The sequence below is a fragment of the Alphaproteobacteria bacterium genome (genome assembly GCA_030680745.1).
Classification (GTDB): Bacteria; Pseudomonadota; Alphaproteobacteria; order JAUXUR01; family JAUXUR01; genus JAUXUR01.
This window is the reverse complement of sequence record JAUXUR010000076.1, coordinates 13,737-29,336: the sequence shown is the minus strand read 5'-3', so window position 1 is coordinate 29,336 and position 15,600 is coordinate 13,737. Positions and strand designations below refer to the sequence as shown.

The window sequence follows — 15,600 nt, the reverse complement described above, 5'->3', positions numbered from 1 at the left end:
AAGGCGAGGGATGAGGCACACGACAAAATGATTAAAGATACTGTTCGAGGATTGTCGGGTATGTATTAAGCTATGCTACGTTCACATCGCTTAACAAGCACAGATATGCACCATAAAGCTCAAAGAAAGTTTTCTGGTGCATGTAACCAAATATCCGTGGTTCACGCAAAGCGCACTTAGGAAAATTGAAAACTCTAATACAATCCATCACCCTTCCAATCACGATTTTTTATTTTCTTAACCCCATTTTCAAGCGATCTTCCAATCACATAACCACCCACACCAAAGGTCAAAAGCTCAAAAAAAGCCTCAGGCAGAGGCAATATTATCTTTTGCGTTAAAAACATGTTCAAATAAGGAATGATGATATAAGCGTTTATAACAATTCCCATAATGGATAACATTAAAATCGGACGCCACGATTTTTGAAGCCAATTGTCGCTTTTAACTTCAGCCAACACAATTTTGCTGATTTCATTAAGTTCATGTAATTTATTTTCTTCAGCCAGCAGCTTCAATCTTCCTTTAATACTGCCCGCCTGGTCTTTGTTATCAACGACTTTTTCAACGATATCAAATACAAACCCTAATATTTTTTGGGGCAATGCCGTCTTAATTGTTTTGGCTAAAAACGGCAAAAATGGAAATCCCATTTAATTCTCCCTATAAAAGATGACTGGCTTAATAAGCAGATAATCTGACCTCCTATCTAAATGTAAAAAATTTTTATACACACCGATACTCCACCCTTTTGATTTTGCAAGATAAAACAAACGTTTTTTTTCAACAGGATTAGGTGTTGCAATATCAATGGCACAAGTACCATTTGCAGGTAAATCCAGATCATCGTAAATATGAAATGATCTTAAAGCGCCCCCTACTTTTTTATTATAATGCGTGCTTCTACAGCAGGATAAAACACGCATTGATTGAGCAAAAGCTTCACGTAATTCAATAAGATAATCGGCAAAACCACGCGCCAATCTTATGCCGCCCGATCCTTTGCATTTCAATTCTTGCGCAGAAAAAAGAATATCGCCTTTACTATTTCTAAGTGGTTCAAAATCAATCATGCGTGACCTTTCTCAGATTCAATATGTTTAACAACACGTTCAACCAGATTTTTAAGGTGATCAAAACGTTCATCCAACCTGTGAATCATGCTTGGCATAGATCTATTTTCTTTAATCCAATCTTCCAATGCATTAACGCGTGTCGATAAAGAAGACGCCCACCAAACGATTGTAAATGACTGAATTAACACAGTTAGTGCAATCGTTAACATGATGCCGTATTGATTTAAAAATTCATTTTTACGGCTTTGATGTGGATGTTGCGAAAAAACATTATTCATAAAATGTATATCTCCATTTTTAATTTATTGATCTTGATTTTCTTCAATGATTTCAGGTGGAAAAACCATTTTGGCTCTTTCTAAAGTTGCGCCGATACCTTCTAAACAGCTCTCATAAGCACTTATATGGTGTAAAACGGCCTTTATTTCTAAAAGATAATTGGCGCCCATATCAATGCTCACAATCATCAATTGATAAACACGTTCATGGTGCAAAATTTCTACTAAATCACCGGGTTCTAAAAAAATATAAGAAGGTGGTAATGAAAAGATACATTCAATCGCGTGCATCCATGACAATGCCAATGTTTTCTCGGCAATTTGCTGCGCTTTGGCATCCGTTAAAAGAAAAGGCAATGACAAATGATATGTTTTGTGGGCATCTTTGTGGCCGCCTTTATGAACCTCCTGGCATGAATTTTCATAAAAACGTTCATAAGATGCATAATGACAAATGACAAATTCAGGTAATTGATCAGCAGGTTGTTTTAGCAAAATCAGATCTTCATTGTTTGGACCATATGCATCAACTTCATGCGCCCCTAAGTCTTTAGGGTCAATTTTAATGATCTTTTGCTTATCCGGATGAAAAAAAGAAATTTTATGTGCTTGAGATCGTAGATTAAAAAAATACGCGGACATTAAGGGCTGTAAGGCATGATAAATTGATTGAGGCTCTGAAATAACATAACCAAGAACTTGTTCTTGATTTAGATCACAATCATGAAATGTATCATCAATGCCGCCGCGCCTTAAGACATCAGCAACGACCTCATTTAACCGACAAGATGATGAATCAAAACGATCCAATAATGTTTTGTGAAGCCCCTTCCCTTTAGACCACAAACAATTTAAATCTTCATCGAAGCTTAAACCAAATGCTTGTATATTAAGAGTTGAAAAAGGAATCTTTTTTTCAACTTTAAATGTAATAAGATCAATTAAAAATCCTGTTTTATCGTTGAAACTCCATATGAATCCATTTAGAATTGGATGATTTAAAAAAGAACTATGTGCATTGCCAATTGAATTTTTAAAACGAATTTTAGCTTCAATTTCAAATGTTTTTGGATTAAGCCTTAAGAGCCCTTCTGAAGAATTAATGATAAGTCGTTGTGTTTTATGATCATATGCAATATGAGTCGCATAACCATGATGCTTAATTTTAGTGCTCATTGCATCAAGTCCATATTGAAATTTGGTTAAATAAAAATTTTTTTGATCAAGTGGATCATGCGAAACAAGCCAAATATTACCGTCAGTATCTTTTGTAAAATTGCCAGGACGCTGATGAAGACCAGAATTCAGGCAACCAGGTACAAAATAATCATGACGCTCTAAACTTTTTTTATCATAAACGCGAATATTCCCTTTAAGAAAATCTGCAGTATAAAGATTATTTTTGTCAATAAAGCCGATTGATTCATCAGCAATGATACGTTCATTAAAATTATGCATTGTAATGCTTAAATCAAACGTATTAATACAAACAATAAAGCTAGACAATTGGTTTTGTACAAACGCATACAACATATTTGATGTTTGGTCTAAACACATTTGTCCAAATAAGGATGATGCAACTAAATCAGTACGTGGTAATTCATCCGTTAAATCTTTTGAACAAACAACATGTTCATTAAAACGATGAACTTTTTGAATCAGATTACCATCACGTAGATAAAGATAGGGACTCGTTTTTGAAATGCATATATTATCAAAATCTTCCGATATAAGATCTAACGTTTTCGTTTTTGTGATTTCTTGGGCTTTAGAGATAATTTCGACTTGAAAATGTGGTATTTTATTTTTGAAATCATGTAATGGAAAATTTTCCAACACAAGATAGGCAAGATTTTTAAAAGCTGGAACATTGTTAACGCCTTCTATTGATTGAATAAGGGGGTCAGGTATTTGATTTTCCGATCCGTCATAAAGACGGATAGGCGGAGGATAAAGTTTAATGGGCCCTGCATTATGGACACTTCGGTCATAAATCAACACATCATTCGCCCAGATCCGCAGCACACCTTCAATGGGACCTGCACAAAGTCCAAGTGCTAAATTTGTCGAATAGCTATACGATGTTTCGACAATTTTTGTGCCGTGATCGAGCCGTTTTTTTTCACTTATTGCTGATTCTTTAATACCGTTCGACCAAATGATGTTGCAGCCTATGATAGCTTGACCATAAACAATTGGAATTGATCTTCCATAGGTTGAGCTTTGGATTGATAAATCTTGTAATCTTTTCCCTTCAATGTGATGTGATTTGTTTTTATTAAATAATCTTGAAATTAAATGTCCACCAAGCCAGCCAACATTAGATCCAAGCCCTAAAGCTGAACCAAGTGCCGCACCAGCTGTGGCAAAAGTAAAACCTGCCATAGAAGATCTTTCTGTGATGATACGAGCTCGGAATTAGAATTGTTAAAATCAACAGGTTCGTCGTTGCGAGCGGCAAAGCCGCGTGGCAATCCAGTACTAAAGTCAACATTTATAGCTTTTGAAGGACTATTTTCTGGATTGCTTCTTCTCCCCATTTAAGTTGGGGATCATCGCAACGACGGAAACTTTAGGTTTCCTGAAGAATGAATTATTGAGTTCGCATTAATAATGAATAAGAAAAAGAATTATAAAGATGCTTACGGATGAAGCATCTTTATTTGACGGTATGTACTTCTTTGTACATGAGTATCGGAAGCACAGGCCTAACGACGAATTTGACCATAAGATGCGTGGTTAAGCATTTTCTTCTTTTGAATTTCCAAATAAACCATATATAAGCCACTACAGACAACAAGGCTGCACCCTATTAAAAGCGTATTAGAAGGAAGATCTCCAAAGATCAAATAGCCCAAAGCACCATACCAAATAATACCAACATAATTAAAAGGTGCTAAAAGGCCAGCTGGTGCCCATTTATAAGAATGCGTAAAAAATGTTTGTGCAAAATAAGCAATGACACCTAACATTAAAAAAAGTAATACATGTGAAAAACTAGGTGTTACCCAATTATATAACAACCAACCTCCTGAAATAAGTGCACAAATACAATTAAAATAAAGCACTGTTGTGATTGGGTTTTCAGTTTTACCCATATCGCGTAAGAAAATAGAAACCAGAGACGTTAAAATTGTACCTAGAAAACCATAAACCATCCCCATATTCAAATTATCAAGATCTGGGTTAAAAGCAAAAAATATACCTGAAAAACCAACAAGAATAGCTATTGCTTGTTTCATAGAAATGCGTTCGCCTAAAATTGGCCATGCAAACAGCGCAACGAAGAAAGGACTTGTATATTGAATTGTTGACGCATCTGCCAAAGGCAATTCCATATATGAAAGCGTTAACAATGTGAGCGCTGAAAATCCTATTAATGAACGTAAAAAATGTATCTTAGGACGATTTGTTTTAAAAATCTGTTTGTTTTTTTTCCAAGCAGCAGAGCCCAAAATAATAAAAATAGTAACAATTGAACGAAAGAAGATAAGTTCGTTTACCGGATAAACACCGTTAAAATACCGGGCGGCGGTCCCTAATAAAGCAAAACAGAGAACACAACCCGAATAAAGCAATATACCGTATAAAGGATTATCACTTGCAGTATCTATTTTTTTTAATCTCATTTTATATTCCCTATTTTTAAATATTTTGTGTAATTTTCTTAGGCTTGTTTTTTTCTTGGTATAATATGTACAAACCACTTCCAATGATAAGCGATCCACCTAAAACAATAGATGATGTAGGCACTTCACCACAGAAAAAATAACCCAAAACAGCTGCCCATAATAGCCCAAAATAACTATAAGGCGATAATATTACTGCCTGCGCATATCTATAACCAATACTATTGGATAATTCAGAAAAAAAAGTTATAACGCCCATTAATAAAAAAATTAAAATATGTTCCAAGCTCGGTGTCACCCAATTGGTTATTAACCATATGCCTGACAAAATCATACAAGCCAAACTATAAATAAAAACACTTGTATAAACATTATCTGTTTTTCCAATAGTCCGCATAAATATAGAGGTAAAACAACGCAAAAAAGCTGTTGCTAATCCAAAAATAAGTCCATATTGCAAACCATTTATTTCAGGATTAATTGTTGCCATAATCCCTATAAAACCTACAATAATGGCAATAATCTTTGCGAAAGTTATTTTTTCTCCCAACAAAGGCCAAGCAAAAAAAGCAATGAAAAATGGCGTTGTTTGAATAATGGTCGTTGCTTGCGCCATTGGTAAAGAAGTATAGCATTTAACCGAGCAAATAACAGCGATAAATCCTATAATAGACCTTACTAACAAAACCTTAGGACGTTTAGGCACAATTAAAGAAAAATCTTTTTTTATCCAAAAGAAACCAAGCATCATAAGCACTACAACAAGGCCTCTGAAAAACAAAATTTCATTTGCAGGATAAATATCGCCTATAAACCGTGTTAATGCGCCGATCATTGTCGAAAGAAAAATGCTAATAGAATAAAACAAAATACCTATGTAAGGACGATCGCCCTCAATGCCAACCCTTAAATTCATTTTTTAAACTCACAAACAATTAACTTGTAAAATATTAAGTCAATATACCTTACTTTTTATAAAAACGCAATAAAAATATAAAAATTGACTAGTAATTATTTGTTTTTAATTTTAAAAAATAAAAAAACGCCAATAGTTACCCATTGACGTTTCTAAATAACAAGCACACCTTAAACCATCCCAGAAATCCCTAAATTATGCGGAAAGTCAAGAGTCCCTCGAACCGGAACGGCGTGTACTTCTTTGTACACGAATACCGGAAGCACAGAACTGACGGCGAATTTATCCATATGGCATCATCCAAATCCTTAAATTATGCGGTAAATTCTAGAGTCCCTCGAACCGGAGCGGCGTGTACTTCTTTGTACATGAGTACCGGAAGCACAGAACTGACGGCGAATTTATCCATATGGCATCATCCAAATCCTTAAATTATGCGGTAAATTCTAGAGTCCCTCGAACCGGAACGGCGTGTACTTATTTGTACATGAGTACCGGAAGCACAGAACTGACGACGAATTTATCTATATGGCATCATCCAAATCCTTAATTATGCGGTAAAGTCTAGAAAGTTCGAGAACCGGAACGGAGTGTACCTCTTTGTACATGAGTACCGGAAGCGCAGAACTGACGACGAATTTACCCATAATTTATGGATTAATCGTGATATTTGTTATGACCTCTCCTAAATTGTTCTATATCATCATCATAGTAATCATCATTAAATTGATTGTTATCACTCTCATGTATTGCTTTGACAAGTTTTTTTAAACGTCTGTCTTCGATTTTGCCAGCACGTTTCGATCTACGAATGAATTCATCAAGCTCTGCAAAAGACCCTTGATTTTCTTCATTTGAAATATCCCTGCCTTTTCTCATTTTCTTCTCCCGTAGGCTGTTCCAGGAATGAATGGCTCGCCTCGAAAATTAATCACGTTATTAAATTTATCGCGACATATTTTCAGGCTTTTATTACATCCTGGTGTTAATTTGTATTTATCCGATATAACTATTTTGCCGGGAAGAGGTAAAAAAAAGGTTAATTCTTGCTCTTTTTTTAAATATTTTTTGATCGTAATTGTAAGCCCTTGAAAAGGGCCACTTATCCAAGTTAGATTTCCCCCGTCAAAATAGCCATCTTCTTCTGTTCTTGTATTGTCTTGTAGTATATATGTATGTGTTGATGGCTCATTTCGCAAGCCTGTGACACATCCAAAAACACTATAATCTTGAAGTTTTGAACCACATTGAAAATCACCCAAAGTTGCTCTGCAATAAGGTGTGTAGACAGAACCAATTGTTTGGTTTAGTAAACTAGACATTGATTTAAGTTCAATAAGAAAATGTTTCTCTAATAATTGAATTTTACCGAAATAACCTGATTGAAGAATAATTTTACCCTGTTCTAACTGCTTATAATTAATCGAAAAATACGTATAATAAGCATTATCAAAAGCACCAGATAATATATCTTCTTCCTTGATCAAATCACTTTCAATAAGATCAATTTCTAAATTGTCCCCCAACCCCAATTGACCTAATTGACTATGAATAGCACTCGCATTAAAACCGGGTTGCGCTTTATATAATACACCATCAATATAAAGATCTTCATCATGATCAGTGAGTCCCAAAATCTGATCATCTTTACGTTCAATTTTTAAACAATTGGTCAATGTTAAAACTTCAGATTTTAGATGCTTTTTTAGCTCTAATGATATGTTTTTCATAATAAAATTTCCACAAGAGGTATATCCGCGATCGAAGCAATATTGTAATTATCCAGACGCTGCGGTAAATAATCGCAATCAAAACGAACGGGCACATCAAAATCAAAACTGACCGTAATTATGCTGTCTTTAAGTGGCGCCTCTTTAAAAGTGATGATACCTTTTTCAGTTAAACGCCAATGATTCAACTGCAACACATTATTGACGTAAAGTTCAATTGAGCCTTTGATAGGACAAACAATATGACGATCATAAAAATATGTATTATTAATATGATAGCGTTTTATAAGTTGAAATTTCTTTGTCTTTCCATCACCATTCCCGATAAATCCTTGATTCACTTGATAATCTAATGGGTCTTGATAGCGAAAACCAAGCCCCCGTCCCATTGCAATCAGATGGAGCGCACGAATGTCTTCCAAATCTTTCTGATGTCGAATGCCAATCGCAATATTATAACGTGCTCGTGGACGGATACGTTTAATATTACGCTGTTCATGACCGGAAGTTGTTTCAATAATATCGGTTAAAAAAGCAGCGCCACCAACCGAACCATAACTAATTTCTTTTGGAAATTGATAATCAATAAAATTTTTCATGTGATTCAATCATATTGTTTTGATAAGGAATTTTGCATAGAGGCCAATATTTGACTTTGGCTACGTTTAAACGAATCAGCATTGGGCGTTTGCACTTGAATTGTTACATTAATGGGCGCTCTTTCAACCTTACCACTCTTAACAGAGGCATTATTCTGAATATGTCCTGCATGATCTGGTCTAAAAATCTCTGGCCCTCGTTCACCGACCAAATAAGGTTGCTTTGAATTCACTTTTCCGCCGCTTTGGCGACCGAAAATGCCGCCAAAAATACTATTTTTCAGCATAGAGGTTAATGGATTCAAAAAATCCTTATTTAAAATAGAGCGACTCATTTTTGTAGCTGTTTTATCACCCCAATATCCCAGTGGATTCGATAATTTTTGTTGCCGTTGCGCTAAAGGAAACAGACTTCTACTTAAATCGCTTTTAAGCGCCCCTGCACCTTGATCGAAAATTTTACTTCCAATACTTGGTTTAAAATTACGTTGAAAGCTAGCGCCTATTTTTTGGCTTTTTTTAAGCGTATAAGATTGTGTTTCAGCCAAAGATTTTTTCAATGGTTTTGTATCAGCATCGATTGAGATAAGCAATTGATCAAGTTTTGTCATTTTTATCCGGATATAATTGTTGCAAATGATTGAAATCGTCGCGGGTGAAAGAAGATGAAGGCATTTGTGTTTCTAAATACAATCGCAATTCAGGCAAATTCATAAGCCAAAATTGATCAGGTGTTAGATTTAATGTGTGAAAAGCAAATAGAAACAAATCCTCCCAAGGCAATGTATCTTTTGGCTCTATTTGCTTGGGAGGATCGACTTTTTTGTCCGGGTTGTTGCCCCGTCAAGCGTCAGCGATAATAAATCAATACAATGACTTGTATATGTTGAGAGTCCTGATCCAAGGATAAGATTCCCTAACGAGGCAATCGTATAGGCTTGTCGACCTTTCTCGCTCAAAGAAAACCAAAGTAAAGCAGTAATATCATGAATGCCGTAATTGCCTTCTGAAAAGTCTTTGGCAATTTTAAGAATGCCTTTATTGGTTTCTTGCTCAAGTTTTACAAGCTGATCAAAAGTGAGCTTTAAAATGTAACTTTGATCTTTTAATTTTACGGATATTTCACCACGATAAGAATTATGCGTCATTGTTTTTATTCCTTATTTATATTTTTACAAGTAACAAATCACTTTTTTACCAAAACGCTCCAAAAGAAGGATTTTTTTACCTCTACCCTTGTGGGAGAGGTCGCGACCAAAGGGAGCGGGTGAGGGGTATTTTACAATTTTGGAGAGATGAATATTTGTTTGGCAGTGCTTAGATTACGGTATGATGGTGTTGCTCTTTGTAAACGCTTTATACACCCCTCACCCGTCGCTACGCGCCGACCTCTCCCACAAGGGGAGAGGTGAAACCGAGTAGATGATCCTTATATACATGAGTGATGCGTGACGATGTATCCTTCCAATGTCTATCGACTATTTACCCAGCAAAATTAATTGGACCACTACTTTCAAGGGTAACTGCATAAGTTTCCTCACCGTTATGGTCTCCTGCCCGCTCATAATGCGTCACAAAAAAATGGGCTTCAAATTTTTCACCATTGGGGAAAAACAACGAATACAGTCCCAATTCACGATTAAACGCTTTATTTTTTAAAAATTGCTCACTCTCCGCATTTGTAAATAAACCAGAGGCTGCAATACTCATCGATTGTAACCCTGCCTTAGGGAGCAATGTACGTGCACCACCTGATTCTTTGTGCGTAATATCGACAAGTTCATTATTCAGCGACATTGTGGTGACCCGCATCCCACCTAATGTTTGTGGATTATCTTGAAGACCACCGCATTTAAGTAAAAAATCGAGACCTGAAAAAGCACTCATAGAAACTCCTTTTATGATTATTTTGGATGTAAAAAAAGCCTGACAAAGTCAGGCTCATGAACCCAGTTCTCCTGGACACGTTGAAGCAAATTTTTTAATTAATATACCGACACATTAATTGTCCTCTTTTTTTAAAAATACGAACAATTATTTTATCGTAAGTTCTTTGACGTCTTTGAATACATTTAAGAGTGATCGGACTGGGCGATTCATTTAAATTATATTCAAAATACTCATCATATATATTAAGTTCATGTGGTTTTTTATCAAAATAGATTAACGATAATTCATAATCATCTTTTTTGATCGATGATTTGATTTTTTTATGCTGTTCAGCAAATCTTGTTCTTTTATTTCTAATACTTGGTAAGTTTTTTAATGGGAACAACACATTATTAATATCCCCATTTTCAAAACGAGTAGAAAATAAAAAAATTGGCGCATAAACCTCATTCTCTCTAATTCCTTCATTCTGAATAAGAATTCTCTTCCTATCCGCATGTGATGTTAATGTAAAAAACGAACTTACAACCAATCCCCATACAATAAAACGCATCTAAATTCCTTTCGTTATCCTGGTTTTTGTGCAGCTAAAGCATGCAATCTAATAATGCCATGACAGGTCATTTGATCAAGTTCTACAAAACTTTGAACCAATTCAGGCATTAAATATATTAACAAATTTGCTTCAAGATAAAGTGGATTTAATTTTAATGCATCAATTATTTTTACAATAATATCTTTCATCTCCATACGGCTTTTATCCCGTGTAAAAATATGAATAATAAAAGAAATATCATGACCCAAACTCGTTTTACTATTCCATGCTTTAATCGTGTCTTGACCTAAAACAACATATGGAAAAATAGGATTAGGCGGGGTTACGTCATAAACGCGTTTATTAATTTTTTCTATTAAATCTTCATCATTTTGTAATCTTTCGACAATTACTTTTTGAAGTACCCATGATATGTGTGATGCCATTTGCATATACCCTTTCAAAATGATTCATAATGTTTTCCCTTAAAAGATCTAGATTAATATATTGATCTTTAGGCGTTTTATGATTTCCATAAACTTCCTCTAAATGTTCTCCAACAACCAAATTTTGTGTATTTTCATGTTCAATCATTTTGATATTTTGTGTTTCTGCAAAAAGTATTGATTCTTCTTTCGTTGCTTTTAAAAGCGTTTGGTCTATAAATTTTAATAATTTTGTAAAAATTGAATTATCTCCTTTGACAAGTTCCACTAACTATCCAGATTATGTGGCAAAGTCTAGAAAAGGCGAGAACCGAAGCGGAGTGTACTTAAGGTACATGAGCACCGGAAGCGCAGACTTGACGACGAATTTGTCCATAAGATGGGTAGTTACGCCCATTCCTCGATGCAATATAGTAGTAGAAACCTATCTTGTTCCTTTTCATTAATAATCGTTTGTATTTTAAACAAGCGTCCTTTATAGAAAAAACGCATATGTGGCTTCACACAAATTTCATATCTAATTTTTATTTTATGACTTACGTGTATTTGAGCACCCATTGCAACGATAAGTTCTTTGCTCCGGAGAGGCATAATATCAGCCATTATTTCTTTAATATTCTCAAAATTGTTTATATAACCACCACCATCAATGGGTGTAGATATTCCTTGCTGAAGAAGCATTTTGTGTTTTAAACTTCCAATCATAGGACTCTCTCTTTAAAAAAGTAATCACCACCCTCCTACGTCCCGCGGCTTGTCCGCGGGATCCAGAATGCAGAAGAGTAGTGATAATATTTATCGGGTCTTTTCCAAGGTTTTGTGGACCCCGCGGACGAGCCGCGGGGCGTAGCAGATGTTGGGGAGCTCTCTTTAAAAAAGGTTAATAAGAATGACGTTATTTTGGATATTATTTATCATTGGATTAATGTTTTTTTTATTACTTGATTTAGGTGTATTCCATAAAGAAAACAAAGCCGTTAGTCTTAAATCTGCATTTTATTGGACATTTTTTTGGTTTGTTGCAGCAACCTGTTTTGCCACCGGCATATATTTTTTTGTAAGTCCTCAAAAATGCCTTGAATTCGCAACTGGTTACTTACTTGAACAAAGCCTAAGTATCGATAATATTTTCGTATTTGTATTGCTTTTTAAACGTTTTCACATCCCTGCAAAATACCAATACCGTGTTCTTTATTGGGGTGTTTTTGGCGCTCTTATCATGCGCGCACTCATGATTCTTCTAGGGATCGAGCTTCTGAATCAATTTGCATGGATGATCTACGTCTTTGGTGCATTTTTGATTTATACAGGTATTAAAATGTTATTTGCCATGCCGAGCGAAGATGATATTGGCGAACATGCTGTTTTAAAATGGATGCGGAATCATTTTAATATCACCAAAGAATTGCATGAAGAAAAATTCTTTATGCGCATTGACAGCAAACTTTACCTGACGCCTCTCTTTATCGTGCTTCTACTCATTGAAATTACTGATTTAATTTTTGCTTTCGATTCCATCCCGGCGATTCTCGGCATTACCCGAGACCCCTTTATTGTGTATACATCAAACTGTTTCGCTATTTTAGGCTTAAGATCACTTTATTTCGTTTTAGCGAAGATGGTTGATCGCTTTAAATTGCTGCATTATGGTTTAGGGATTGTCTTAGCTTTTGTTGGCTGTAAAATGATCGCAAGTCATTTTTTCGATTTACCCATTTGGTTCACCTTAGGCTTTATTGTTGTCGTGTTGACAGCATCAGTTTTGTTGTCATTAATGACGACCAAACCTGTTAAGGATTAGATATAAAAATTAATTGATACTGGATTATGTTTTTTAAACCATATATTGTTTTTAAAAAATATACATAGCTATCAAGTGAGGTAAAAAATGAAAAAATTAGCCCTAATAACATTTATAATATTTAATATTTATACTTTTAAAACAAATGCTGTTATCGAATTCACTCAAGAACAAATTCAAAAAGAACAAGATCCATTTAAATGCCCATCTTTAATAGATCTTTTTGATAGATACCATAAAAAATCAATATCCAGTATTTTTAAAAAGCAAAACAAAGAGATTGCTCATAACGAAGATTTATCTCTTGAAGAAAAAATGGACGTTTTGAATGTTTTTTTTGCATCAGTAGAAATATCTGACGAAGACAAAGACTATCTTACAAAAGAAATGCTTGCTGGTGATTTTAGCCTATTAAAAAACCTTACCATATTAGATAATTTTGAAAGGAAAAAATCACAAATAGAATTTGAAGCAAATAAAGACTTCTTTTCGCAACCGTTACAATTACAAAGTAAGGAGGCCATTACATGTCAGCTCGTTGAAGCCGATATAAACGAAGAAGGAAGAGATTTTTATTATTACTATCGTCGTAACTACGTAATATTGCCTAATATTTTATATAAATACAGAACGAAAAAATCACTTTTAATAGGGGAATAGCTCCGAAAAACCAAGTGAACACGAGTTATTGTTGGATTTCATAAAATTCTGCGAAGAAAAATTGTCGTCATTAGGATTTCATGATATTCAAAACAAATGATTTTGGACGATAAAGAATTAACCACTCATCTTGATCGAGTCACCTGACGCGCAAACCTCGAGTGACTCGATCGAAGTTTTATTTGTTTTTCAATGGGTTAAAAGACTTTTTTGTGAAATATCAACAATCTCTAAATTTTACAAGCTATGCCTTTTATACATAAAAGGCTCAACCAAAGTCTTAATTGATTCAGGGATAATGGCCGCCTGGTCACCACGATGTTCATAAAAATGTGCTGCAAGCATTAAAATAGCATGTTTCAAAGGTTCTGGCACTGCACTTTCATCATCTCCATATCCCACAACAAAATTGATTTTAACTTTACCAAATAACGGATTTACGACTTTCAAAATGGGATTATCCTGGGCATTTTCAATCTGAATTTTTTGAAGATTCATCGAGACTTTATCGCCTTTTGAATTATACAAAAAAATAGTGTTGATTTTTTGAACAGGCGCTAAAGGCAAACGAATGGAATCCCCTGGATTATGTAATTCCAATGACCAACTTTGCGTAATGAGCACTCGATTACACATAAGCTCAATTTGCGCACGCGCCGTTTTTAGCAAATGCGTTAGATAAGGTTCTTCAGCCTCATCAACAACGCGTAAATGAGCTTTTAAAAACGCCAATGTCACGGGTTCATTAAGCGACAATGTTTTAATTCTTAAATTCATATTAATCCTTTGTAATTTAACATTAATAAAAATATATTCAACTATATCCAAATAAATGAATATTTTTTCAAGTCAGTGAAATTTACTTAGTTGAAAACTATCAACAAACACAACATTTCCAAGCTATATTCACTGTTATTCAAGATAAAGTAACTCTACTTATTTATTGTTTTTTCTATCTTAATCTGTTAAAAATACAAAAATCATAATTCATTTATTTCAAGGATACAGAATGAAAAAAACAATGTTAATCGCTTTTGCAATGTTCAATTTTTTTGATTTTCAAGCAAATGCAATGTTAATATTTGAACCAGGAGGTAAAATAAGGTTTAAGTTTACTCAAGAAGAGATTGACAAAAGGGAAAAATCACCAACTTACGTTTTTAGCAAACAAAACAAAAACATTATCAATAGTGAAAATTTATCACTTGAGGAAAAAATAGAAATTTTGAATAATTTTTTTGCATCAATAGAAATATCCGAAGAAGACAAAGACTATCTTACAAAAGAAATACTCGCTGGTGATTTTAGTTTTGGCAGCAATATTAAACTAATAAATTCTTTTTATCACGAAAAAGATAAAAAAGAATTTTTAGAAAATTATGATAATCTTGCACAACAATGTAGTGAAATGCTTTATGCATCAGCAGGAATATCAATAGAGGAAGAATGTAGGCGCCCATTTGATCGTCCCATTATGATGCAACCACGCCGCCCTGTTTGGCCAATACGTATCTCAACTGAAAATATTGGAGTAACCCCAGAAGATATACAGAATGCTATGAACATCAAACCTAAAGACAATAATATAGAATTAGAATTTCGATCAAAATTCTTAAAATTGGATCGTATTGATTTTGCTACTTCACCTGCTGATCCTATTATAAATAATGATGAATCAGAAGAAGTTAAACTTGAATATACTGATATGGTTAATAGAGATAAGTTATTTGAAGAAAAAATGAAAATTTTAAATGAATTTTTTTTATCAAAAGACTTATCAGAGGAAGACAAAAACTATCTTACAAAATTAATGCCTGATAGTTATTTTAATTTGAATAGTAATCTCAGAACAACAAATGATTTTGATATAAAAAAAAGATCTTCCTCCATTTTGAACAATTCATCGTTGAGTATACCCCCTTTTTATCAACTAGATATAGATTGAAGGTACATGAGCACCGATCGCTGCGTTCCAACAACGAATTTGTTCGCAATATAAATCCTGTCGAAATGCGCTAATGTGAGACAAGTAATAGAAGG

General features: G+C 34.3%; 21 protein-coding genes. 3 read left to right on the top strand and 18 right to left on the bottom strand.

Annotated features, from left to right (window positions below; all coding sequences use genetic code 11):
• Nucleotides 1-194: 194 nt before the first annotated feature.
• The 17 genes from Q8L85_09065 to Q8L85_08985 form a co-directional block, all read right to left on the bottom strand.
• On the bottom strand, nucleotides 195-653 hold the full coding sequence (locus Q8L85_09065; GenBank protein ID MDP1724836.1) for a 3TM-type holin: 459 nt from the start codon (nucleotides 651-653) through the stop codon (nucleotides 195-197).
• Nucleotides 654-1,073, bottom strand: a complete 420-nt coding sequence (locus Q8L85_09060; protein MDP1724835.1) for a D-Ala-D-Ala carboxypeptidase family metallohydrolase — start codon at nucleotides 1,071-1,073, stop codon at nucleotides 654-656.
• The gene (locus tag Q8L85_09055) at nucleotides 1,070-1,354 is read right to left on the bottom strand and encodes a hypothetical protein (GenBank protein ID MDP1724834.1); all 285 of its coding nucleotides are present in this window, start codon (nucleotides 1,352-1,354) and stop codon (nucleotides 1,070-1,072) included. The genes Q8L85_09060 and Q8L85_09055 overlap by 4 nt, the downstream gene beginning before the upstream one ends.
• 24 nt (nucleotides 1,355-1,378) lie before the next feature.
• Entirely contained in the window at nucleotides 1,379-3,739 is a 2,361-nt protein-coding gene (locus Q8L85_09050) for a phage tail protein (protein ID MDP1724833.1), read from the bottom strand.
• Between the two features lie 323 nt (nucleotides 3,740-4,062).
• Entirely contained in the window at nucleotides 4,063-4,983 is a 921-nt protein-coding gene (locus Q8L85_09045) for a DMT family transporter (protein MDP1724832.1), read from the bottom strand.
• A gap of 16 nt (nucleotides 4,984-4,999) precedes the next feature.
• Nucleotides 5,000-5,899 carry a DMT family transporter gene (locus tag Q8L85_09040; protein MDP1724831.1) on the bottom strand — a complete coding sequence of 300 codons (900 nt, stop codon included), beginning with the start codon at nucleotides 5,897-5,899 and terminating at the stop codon, nucleotides 5,000-5,002.
• A gap of 657 nt (nucleotides 5,900-6,556) precedes the next feature.
• Nucleotides 6,557-6,778, bottom strand: a complete 222-nt coding sequence (locus tag Q8L85_09035; GenBank protein MDP1724830.1) for a hypothetical protein — start codon at nucleotides 6,776-6,778, stop codon at nucleotides 6,557-6,559.
• Nucleotides 6,775-7,629 (bottom strand): DUF2163 domain-containing protein, encoded by an 855-nt coding sequence (locus Q8L85_09030; protein MDP1724829.1) that lies wholly within the window; start codon nucleotides 7,627-7,629, stop codon nucleotides 6,775-6,777. Before Q8L85_09030 ends, Q8L85_09035 begins: the two co-directional genes overlap by 4 nt.
• On the bottom strand, nucleotides 7,626-8,228 hold the full coding sequence (locus tag Q8L85_09025; GenBank protein ID MDP1724828.1) for a DUF2460 domain-containing protein: 603 nt from the start codon (nucleotides 8,226-8,228) through the stop codon (nucleotides 7,626-7,628). Before Q8L85_09025 ends, Q8L85_09030 begins: the two co-directional genes overlap by 4 nt.
• A 5-nt stretch (nucleotides 8,229-8,233) precedes the next feature.
• Nucleotides 8,234-8,839 (bottom strand): hypothetical protein, encoded by a 606-nt coding sequence (locus Q8L85_09020; GenBank protein ID MDP1724827.1) that lies wholly within the window; start codon nucleotides 8,837-8,839, stop codon nucleotides 8,234-8,236.
• The gene (locus Q8L85_09015) at nucleotides 8,826-9,011 is read right to left on the bottom strand and encodes a phage tail assembly chaperone (protein MDP1724826.1); all 186 of its coding nucleotides are present in this window, start codon (nucleotides 9,009-9,011) and stop codon (nucleotides 8,826-8,828) included. Before Q8L85_09015 ends, Q8L85_09020 begins: the two co-directional genes overlap by 14 nt.
• 14 nt (nucleotides 9,012-9,025) lie before the next feature.
• Nucleotides 9,026-9,376 carry a GTA-gp10 family protein gene (locus tag Q8L85_09010; protein ID MDP1724825.1) on the bottom strand — a complete coding sequence of 117 codons (351 nt, stop codon included), beginning with the start codon at nucleotides 9,374-9,376 and terminating at the stop codon, nucleotides 9,026-9,028.
• A 334-nt stretch (nucleotides 9,377-9,710) separates the two neighbouring features.
• Entirely contained in the window at nucleotides 9,711-10,115 is a 405-nt protein-coding gene (locus tag Q8L85_09005; protein ID MDP1724824.1) for a phage tail protein, read from the bottom strand.
• A gap of 94 nt (nucleotides 10,116-10,209) precedes the next feature.
• Nucleotides 10,210-10,671 (bottom strand): hypothetical protein, encoded by a 462-nt coding sequence (locus Q8L85_09000; GenBank protein MDP1724823.1) that lies wholly within the window; start codon nucleotides 10,669-10,671, stop codon nucleotides 10,210-10,212.
• A gap of 14 nt (nucleotides 10,672-10,685) precedes the next feature.
• Nucleotides 10,686-11,099: a DUF3168 domain-containing protein gene (locus Q8L85_08995; protein ID MDP1724822.1), complete on the bottom strand. Its 414-nt coding sequence runs from the start codon at nucleotides 11,097-11,099 to the stop codon at nucleotides 10,686-10,688.
• A complete protein-coding gene (locus Q8L85_08990) occupies nucleotides 11,041-11,367 on the bottom strand; it encodes a hypothetical protein (protein MDP1724821.1) in 327 nt (108 codons plus the stop codon). The genes Q8L85_08995 and Q8L85_08990 overlap by 59 nt, the downstream gene beginning before the upstream one ends.
• Before the next feature lie 119 nt (nucleotides 11,368-11,486).
• Complete coding sequence (locus Q8L85_08985) at nucleotides 11,487-11,804, bottom strand: phage head closure protein (protein MDP1724820.1); 318 nt, start codon at nucleotides 11,802-11,804, stop codon at nucleotides 11,487-11,489.
• Between the two features lie 184 nt (nucleotides 11,805-11,988).
• Here Q8L85_08985 and Q8L85_08980 point away from each other — a divergent pair, with 184 nt between their 5' ends.
• Nucleotides 11,989-12,900, top strand: coding sequence for a TerC family protein (locus tag Q8L85_08980; protein MDP1724819.1), 912 nt, complete (start codon nucleotides 11,989-11,991; stop codon nucleotides 12,898-12,900).
• Nucleotides 12,901-12,987: 87 nt separating this feature from the next.
• The gene (locus Q8L85_08975; GenBank protein MDP1724818.1) at nucleotides 12,988-13,560 is read left to right on the top strand and encodes a hypothetical protein; all 573 of its coding nucleotides are present in this window, start codon (nucleotides 12,988-12,990) and stop codon (nucleotides 13,558-13,560) included.
• A gap of 237 nt (nucleotides 13,561-13,797) precedes the next feature.
• On the opposite strand, the gene Q8L85_08970 is transcribed toward Q8L85_08975, so the two are convergent.
• Nucleotides 13,798-14,337, bottom strand: coding sequence for a phage head-tail connector protein (locus Q8L85_08970; protein MDP1724817.1), 540 nt, complete (start codon nucleotides 14,335-14,337; stop codon nucleotides 13,798-13,800).
• 232 nt (nucleotides 14,338-14,569) lie between these two features.
• On the opposite strand from Q8L85_08970, the gene Q8L85_08965 reads away from it, so the two are divergent.
• The gene (locus Q8L85_08965; protein ID MDP1724816.1) at nucleotides 14,570-15,505 is read left to right on the top strand and encodes a hypothetical protein; all 936 of its coding nucleotides are present in this window, start codon (nucleotides 14,570-14,572) and stop codon (nucleotides 15,503-15,505) included.
• Nucleotides 15,506-15,600 lie beyond the last annotated feature (95 nt).